Origin of the sequence: Acinetobacter lwoffii, assembly GCF_024129855.1 — a bacterium.
Classification (GTDB): domain Bacteria; phylum Pseudomonadota; class Gammaproteobacteria; order Pseudomonadales; family Moraxellaceae; genus Acinetobacter; species Acinetobacter lwoffii_L.
In genome coordinates this window covers 1-236 of the sequence record NZ_JAMXXC010000096.1, presented here as the reverse complement: position 1 = coordinate 236, position 236 = coordinate 1, and the positions used below count along the sequence as shown (strand labels likewise).

The following is a 236-nucleotide window of genomic DNA, read 5'->3' as shown; positions in this document are numbered from 1 at the left end:
TGCCAAGTGTGCGCGAAACTCAAAGAATTTACATCGGCCATTAACCGAATCTCATCTTGAACTGGATGATATTTTTACCTGGCAGGAACCGCGTAAGGTCACCAAGAATCTGACCCTGACCTATGACAAATGTATTTATCTGCTTGAACCGATAGAGCTGAATCATAAGCTTGTTGGGCAATATATTTCATTTCTGGAGTACCCGGATGGGACTGTGGCCCTCATGCACGAGGAAC

The 236-nt window shown here is 44.9% G+C and carries 1 pseudogene; it reads left to right on the top strand.

The features are described from left to right. Positions 1-236: pseudogene (locus tag NI465_RS16665) on the top strand (ISNCY family transposase); the annotation flags it as partial.